This window comes from Mesorhizobium sp. M7A.F.Ca.CA.002.05.1.1, assembly GCF_003998335.1.
GTDB lineage: Bacteria > Pseudomonadota > Alphaproteobacteria > Rhizobiales > Rhizobiaceae > Mesorhizobium.
Genome location: NZ_RZQI01000278.1, coordinates 1 through 6625 on the forward strand (window position 1 = coordinate 1; position 6625 = coordinate 6625).

Annotated in this window: 7 protein-coding genes; 1 reads left to right on the top strand and 6 read right to left on the bottom strand. The window is 65.8% G+C overall.

Annotated elements, in window-relative coordinates:
- From EN939_RS15920 to cysK, 6 genes are all read right to left on the bottom strand, one after another.
- Nucleotides 1-828: hydantoinase/oxoprolinase N-terminal domain-containing protein (locus EN939_RS15920; RefSeq protein WP_164751014.1), on the bottom strand; the 828-nt coding region annotated here is incomplete at its 3' end.
- Between the two features lie 249 nt (nucleotides 829-1077).
- Nucleotides 1078-1704 (bottom strand): CDGSH iron-sulfur domain-containing protein, encoded by a 627-nt coding sequence (locus EN939_RS15925; protein WP_127268750.1) that lies wholly within the window; start codon nucleotides 1702-1704, stop codon nucleotides 1078-1080.
- Between the two features lie 114 nt (nucleotides 1705-1818).
- A complete protein-coding gene (locus EN939_RS15930) occupies nucleotides 1819-2190 on the bottom strand; it encodes a hypothetical protein (RefSeq protein WP_027040247.1) in 372 nt (123 codons plus the stop codon).
- A gap of 124 nt (nucleotides 2191-2314) precedes the next feature.
- Complete coding sequence (locus tag EN939_RS15935; protein ID WP_127268751.1) at nucleotides 2315-2671, bottom strand: hypothetical protein; 357 nt, start codon at nucleotides 2669-2671, stop codon at nucleotides 2315-2317.
- Between the two features lie 49 nt (nucleotides 2672-2720).
- Entirely contained in the window at nucleotides 2721-4208 is a 1488-nt protein-coding gene (locus tag EN939_RS15940) for a pyridoxal phosphate-dependent decarboxylase family protein (protein ID WP_127268752.1), read from the bottom strand.
- 13 nt (nucleotides 4209-4221) lie between these two features.
- Nucleotides 4222-5310: a cysteine synthase A gene (gene cysK / locus EN939_RS15945; protein ID WP_127268753.1), complete on the bottom strand. Its 1089-nt coding sequence runs from the start codon at nucleotides 5308-5310 to the stop codon at nucleotides 4222-4224.
- 254 nt (nucleotides 5311-5564) lie between these two features.
- On the opposite strand from cysK, the gene EN939_RS15950 reads away from it, so the two are divergent.
- Nucleotides 5565-6625, top strand: a 1061-nt coding sequence (locus EN939_RS15950; protein ID WP_272483096.1) for a BTAD domain-containing putative transcriptional regulator, incomplete at its 3' end; no start/stop codon positions are given.

Consider the following 6625-nt stretch of genomic DNA (forward strand, 5'->3'; position numbering starts at 1 on the left):
ACAGGTCATGTGGCGGGCGCCGACCAGGCTGGCGGCCGGGCCGGACAGGATGGTCTCGATCGGCCGCTGGCGGGCAAAAGCGGCCGAAACCAGCGCGCCATCGCCGCGCACCACCATCAGCGGTGCCGCGATGTTGCGTTCTCCAAGAAAACCTTCGGTTGCCGCCACCAGGCGGTCGATCATCGAGATCAGCCTGGCGTTGAGCAAAGTGGTCAGCGCCCGGCGCGGACCGCCGAGCTTGGCCGACAGCTCGTGGCTCGATGTGACCGGCAGGCCTGTCTTTTCGCGGATCAACTCGCGGGCGGCGATCTCATGCGCCGGATTGCGGGTGGCAAAATAGGCGCAGACGGCAAAGCCGGACACCGAGGCGCCGAGTTCCGGCAACGCCGCTTCCAGTCCGGACAGATCGAGCCTGGCGGCATTGCCGTGCACGTCGTGGCCGCCCGGACAAAACACCACCGGATCGGTGCCGAGCGCGGCCTTCAGCCCGTCGCGGGCGAGGTCGCCCTCGGAAAAGCCGATCATCACCAGCGCGACGCGGCCGCCCTGGCCCTCGACAAGCGCGTTGGTGGCAAGCGTCGTCGACATCGACACCAGCTTGATATGAGCCGGATCGGTTCCGGCTTTCTGCAGCACCGCATCGACGGCGCCGGAAATGCCGACGGCAAGATCATGCCTTGTGGTCAGCGCCTTGGCCTTGGCCAGCACCTTGCCCTTGTTCGGGCCTTCTTGCGGGCCTTCCGTTTCAGACCACAACACGGCATCGGTATAGGTGCCGCCGGTGTCGATCCCGAGGAACAGCGGCTTTGGCTTGGTCTTGGCGGTCATTTTTGGCGGCGGTCCGGGTGGCAATTTATTTGTCCCTGCCCTTAGCCGATACGGAGCGGGCGATAAAGCCGCGAGCGCTGGGCCACGGGTAATCTCCCCCCTCGAGGGGGAGATGTCGCCAAAGGCGACAGAGGGGGTCGGCAAGACTGGATGCGACTTCATACGAGGCGAAAGAGGAAGCCAGCGCTCTACGCGAGACGACCCCCTCTGGCCTGCCGGCCATCTCCCCCTCAAGGAGGGAGATCGCAGCTACCCCACAAACCCCACCTTCTTGTGCGTCCCATCGCAGAACGGTTTGTTGGCGGAATGGCCGCAGCGGCAGAGGAAGGCGCGTTGCGTACGATCGACCGTATGGCCGGTTCCGGTGACGATCTCGAGATTGCCCTCAAGCTTGAGCGGGCCATTGGTGGTCGGCGTCACTTTCAGCGGACCGTTCCTCGCTTCGAGCGCCAGCGTGTCCTTCAGCGGCGGCTCGCCGGTGGCGGCAAAACCGGATTTGTTGTGGCTGCCGTCGCAGAACGGCTTGTTCTCCGAAGCGCCGCAGCGGCAGAGCGTGGCACGATAAGAAGTCTCGCCGTCGAGCACGATCTCGGCGTGTACCGCCAGCGGGCCGTTTTCCCGCAGCCGCACCGTATTGACCACCGGTGATTGCTCCTGCGGCCCGCCATCCTTCCTGACATAGGTGATGGCGCCCGACGGGCAGCTTTCGGCGATGGCGACGATCTTCTCGACGCTGGCCGCTTCGGGATGGATCCATTGGCCCGGCGCGTTGGGCACGAAGACATGCGGATCGCCGAGCACGCAGTTGCGCGAGTGGATGCAGCGCTTGCCGGAAAACCCGACGTCGATCTTGTCGCTTTCGACCATGCCGGCCATAGCTGGGCTCCTTTTGCCTGAAGCACGTCGCGTCTGAACAGTTCGAGGCGGCGCGCGCTGGGTATTTGCACAGGCTATGGCTCCGGCCCGAAGACCGTCAAGCTGGCAAACCGGTCAGGGGACCAGCTCGATCTCCTCGGTCTCGCCGCCGCTACAGGTGTAGCAGCAATCCTCGCATTTTTCCGTGTTGCCGGGACCGACGCCCCAATAGGTGCCCTCGTCGCCATCGACCCAGGCGCCGTAGCAGATCGATTCGCCCGCGTTGCAGGATATCGGCAGCTGCTTGGTCTCGCCGTCGTCGAGGAAATAGTCCTTGTCCTCGCCCGGCCAGACATAGTCGCGATCCTGGCTGTAGAGCTCGACGCGCATGGCGTTCGGGTGGCTGTTCTTGATGGCGAAGGTGACATCGTCGGCTTGCGCCGCCGACGCAACCAGCATGACGAAGGACAGCGCGGCCAGCATGCGGCGCGCATAGGCATGAAACATGATAACCCCCGAATATGCGGCCCACCCGGCCGCGGGGCGACCATTGCATGCAGCGCTGAATCGCGGAAGTGGACCGGACGGGCCGATCCCTGACTTAATTTGGGTCCAACGAAACTTCCGCGCTCTACGGCACCAGATCGATCGTCTCGGTCGAGTGTTCCACGCAGATGAAGCAGCAGGTGTCGCAGGGCTGGTCATTGTCCGGCCCGACGCCGGCCGAGAGGCTGTCGTTGCCGTCGGCCCAGGCGCCATAGCAGATTTGTTCGCCCTGATTGCAGGACAGCGGCACGGATTTCTGCGACTCGGGTTCGATCAGGAACACCTTGTCATTGCCCGGCCAGACCGTCTCACGGTCGCGGCTGAACAGCTCGACCGCGACAGATTCCTTGCGCAGGTTCTTCACGAAGAAGGCCATGTCTGCGGCCTGCGCCGAGGCGGTGAAGACCAGCGCCGCCAGTGCAACCATACGAAACAGCGTCACGACCTGGATCTCCCGAATCATCGCGGCAGAATCGCATGCCTGCCCGTAACTAGGAAGGCGCGGAACCCTGCGTTGCGATGTCTTGCCCCAGCCGCACCGTTTCATGCACCAGAAGGTCGAGATCCTCGCGCCGTGTGCGATGATTGGTGATCGCCACGCGCAACCAGTGCTCGCCATGCACCGTGGTGTCCGAAAGGGCCGCAATGCCCTGTTCCTGCAGCCGCAGCATGATCTCCGTGTTGAGCGCCTTCAGAGCCTCGCCTGTCAGACCGGGCTGATAGCGGAAGCAGACGATGTTGACGGTCGGCGATGCCGCCAGTTGCAACTGTGGCGCGGCCTCGATCAAGCCGGCAAGATAGACGGCCTGGGCAATGTTCTGGTCGATCAGGCGGCCGAATTTCTCGACGCCGTGCTCCTTCAGCGCCATCCACACCTTCAGCGCGCGAAAACCGCGCGACGTCTGCAGGCCGTAATCATGCAGCCATTCGCCGGAAGCAAGGCCGCGCGGCGTCGATTCGAGATACTCCGGCGTCACCGCGAAGGTCCGGCGATGCGCCGCGGCATCCCTGACCAGGGCGCAGCCGACCTCAAATGGGGCGTGCAGCCATTTGTGGGGATCGAGCGCGACCGAATCCGCCCGTTCGATGCCGGCGACGCGATGCGCGTTTTCAGGCGCAATGGCGATCAGCGCGCCGATGCAGCCGTCGACATGGAACCAGAGGCCTTCCTCATGTGCCAGCTTCGCAAGCGCCTGCAAATCGTCGATCGCCCCGGTGTTGACGGTGCCGGCCGTACCGATGACGCAGGCCGGCTTGAACCCTGCTGCGCGGTCCTCAGTGATCGCCGCACGCAAGGCAGCGATATCGATGCGCAGCCCGCTATCGGTCGGGATGCGGCGCAGTGCCCGGTTGCCGAGGCCGAGTGCCTCCATCGCCTTGCGGTGGCACGAGTGTATCTGCTCCGAGCCGTAGAAGCGCAGCGGCTTCTCGATGGCAGCAACGCCATGCTCGCGCACGTCGATGCCGGCCTTGACGTTGCGCGCCACGGTCAGCCCTATGATGTTGGCCATCGAGCCGCCGCTGACCAGCGTGCCGCCGGCAGAAGCCGGAAAGCCCAGCATCTGCTTGCACCAGTTCACCACCTGGCTGTCCATCAGCCCGGCCGCGTGGTTGCCGCCGCCGAGGTTGGAGCCCTGGATGGCCGCCAGGAAATCGCCAAGCGCCCCCGTGAAGTTGCTCGACCCCATGTACCAGGACCAGAAGCGCGGATGGATGTTGCCCATCGGATAGGACATCACCGTGCGCGAGACCTCGCCATAGACGGCGGCAAGCGGCGCCGGCGAGCGCGGCAGCGGCGCCGAGAAGGCCTCTCTCACATCGGCCGGCATCTCCCGCCAGACCGGGCGGTCGCGCACATCGCGGAGATAATCGACCGCATCGTCGATGACGCGGTGCGACAGGGCCTGCACATCGGCCCAGTCTAGGGGATCGAGCGTTTCCTCGGCCACCAGGCCGAGGTTTTCTTGCATGGCGTCCATACCAGATCTCCCGTCAAGTCGCCGGGAACTGGCAGCCGGGCGTCGAGCGCGACAGGGCGGCCTCCTCGGCATCCATCTCGGCCTCGATGCCATCGAACAGCGGCGTCGACATGTAGCGCTCGCCGGTGTCGGGCAGCATGCACAGGATCACCGCGCCGGCCGGCGCCTTCTCCGCGACCTGCCGTGCCACGGCGAAGGTGGCGCCGCCGGAAATGCCGGTGAAGATGCCCTCTTTCCGCGCCAGTTCCCTGGCCCATTTGATGCCCTCGGGCCCGGCGATCGGCATCACCTCGTCATAGAGGCTAGTGTCGATCGCCTCCTGCAGCACGTTGGGGATGAAGTCCGGCGTCCAGCCCTGGATCGGGTGCGGCTCGAAGGCCGGATGGCTGGCGGCGGGGGCACCATCGGCGCCGCGCTGCTGGACCTTGCCGCTGCCGATGAGCTGCGCGTTGGCCGGCTCGGAGAGCACGATGCGGGTTTCCGGGCGCTCGCGGCGCAGCACGCGCGCCACGCCTACCACCGTGCCGCCGGTGCCATAGCCGGTGACGAAGCAATCTAGCCGCGAGCCGGCGAAATCATTGACGATCTCGCGCGCCGTCGTCGCCTCGTGGATGGCGGCATTGGCGGCCGTCTCGAACTGGCGGGCGAGGAACCAGCCATTGGCCTCGGCCAGTTCCACCGCCTTCTTGTACATGCCGAAACCTTTTTCGGCGCGCGGCGTCAGCACCACCTTGGCGCCCAGCATGCGCATCAGCTTGCGGCGCTCGACCGAAAAACTGTCGGCCATGGTGACGACCAGCGGATAGCCCTTCTGCGCGCAGACCATGGCGAGGCCAATGCCGGTGTTGCCGCTGGTCGCCTCGACAACTGTCTGGCCCGGCTTCAGCGCACCGCTGCGCTCGCCCTCCTCGATGATGTTGAGCGCCAGCCGGTCCTTCACCGAAGCACCGGGATTGAAGTACTCGGCCTTGACGTAGATCGTCGCGTGGGCCGGTCCGAGATTGTTGATGCGCACCACCGGCGTGTCGCCGACGGTGTCGAGAATGCTGTCGAACAAGCGGCCGCGCCCGGCCGTGGTTCTGATCTTCTGCTGCTGCAACATCTTGGTCTCCTTGATTGTCATCGCGTTTTGTCTTCACGGGCCGGTTACAAACCGGCGGGTTGGGCGACGAGGTTTGGTGACCTTGCCGCGCTAGGACTGACATGCCGCACAGCGGCAATGGCTGCATCCGGCGCTGAAATCCGCTGCCGGATGCGCCGTGTCGTGTTTGGTGATACAGGAGAGGCCGACAGGCCAGCGTGGGAGCAGGCGTGGAAACGCACGTGGAATCCAGCCGATCGAGGCCGGACGGCGACATGCCGGTCCTTTCCGTGCGCCTGCTCGGACCGCTGGCGATCTCCCGCAATGACGTGCCGGTTACGTTGCCGTCGTCACGCAAGCTGCGCGCTCTGTTGGCCTATCTGGCGCTGGCGCCGCATCCTGTCAGCCGCAGCCGTCTGTGCGAGCTGCTGTGGGACGTGCCGAACGATCCAAGGGGCGAGCTGCGCTGGTGCCTGAGCAAGCTGCGCGGCGCACTCGACGCGCCGGGCCGACACCGGGTCGTGACACAGGGCGACACGGTAGCACTCGATCTGAGCGATTGCCTGGTCGATGCGCTGGAGGTCAGCCGCGCCGCCGCGCAAGGGATCGGCACGCTTGATGTCGGCCGCTTGCGGGCGCTGGCCAAACTGTTTGCCGGCGATTTCCTCGACGGGCTGGAGCTCGAGCGCAGCCCGCATTTCAACAGCTGGCTGATCGCGCAGCGCCGCCGCTTCAGCGCTTGCCATGCCGCCGTGCTGGAACGGCTTGTCGCGAGCCTGCCGGCGCATAGTGACGAGGCGATCGCCCATCTCGACACATGGGTGGAACTGGCGCCGTTCGACACGCGTGCGCATGCAGCACTGCTGTCCAATCTGGCCGGGCGCGGCGAGGTCGCCGCGGCAGAGCAGCACCTGGCTTCGGCGGAGCGATTGTTCCGGTCGGAGGAGCTTGATTTCGCACCGCTTCGCGCGGCCTGGCAGGCGATCCGTGAACAACGGCCCGGGGCCTCGCTACGGACACAGGCGGCCTGCCTGTCCACGCTATCGCCACTGGTGGCCACCATGCCCGCCGCACCCGGCCCGGTCGAGCCCAGCCACGCTTCGCTGGCGGTGATGCCGTTTGTCGAGGAGAGCGGCGGCACGCGCGGCGGATTGGCCGACGGTTTCACCCACGACATCATCACCCGCCTGGCCAAGCTCAGGGATTTCTTCGTCATCGCGCGCGGATCGGTGTTTGCGCTGGCAGAGCAGAACATCGCGCCCGAGGATGCCGGCCGCCGGCTGAATGTCGACTATGTCGCCACCGGCACGGTGCGCAGCCCGTCTGGCCGCCTCAT